This window comes from Pantoea stewartii subsp. stewartii (assembly GCF_008801695.1).
GTDB lineage: Bacteria > Pseudomonadota > Gammaproteobacteria > Enterobacterales > Enterobacteriaceae > Pantoea > Pantoea stewartii.
The window spans coordinates 1-436 of the sequence record NZ_VZPF01000274.1; the positions used below are offsets into that span (position 1 = coordinate 1).

The following is a 436-nucleotide window of genomic DNA, read 5'->3' on the forward strand; positions in this document are numbered from 1 at the left end:
AGTGCCAGCCCGTCGCTCAACAGAGATAATTTTGCCCTTTTGAAGCGCATCATGGCAGTGACCCCGCCGCCGTTCTGTCATAAAAAACTCATTATCATGGAAGGTTCTGCGTCGAGTGGAGATAGCAGGCAAAGCCACATGGCCAGGCTCCTGCAAAAAGTTCAGAAGACCGTAATAACGCTTGAGAACAACGGCGTTAACGCTGCCTTACAGGACTATCCGGGCCAGGGCCATGGGCCCATGTTTAACGTCTCTTTTCGCAATGCGTTGCTGGATATCAGTCGCGAGCAGGCAGGCCAAAAGTCACGCTGCAATTAACCCGTCGCCAGAAAATGCCCGCCAGCGGCGGGCATAACCCATCAAAACGACGCCGTCACACCGGCATAATAATCCCGCCCCGGTTCGTTATAGGTATTTGCCCCTTCAGCGGAGCGAT

1 pseudogene is annotated in these 436 nt (G+C 53.9%); it reads left to right on the forward strand.

The annotated features are described in order from the left end of the window. Positions 1-318, forward strand: a pseudogene (locus tag F7Q90_RS26145) (alpha/beta hydrolase); the annotation flags it as partial. Positions 319-436: the final 118 nt, after the last annotated feature.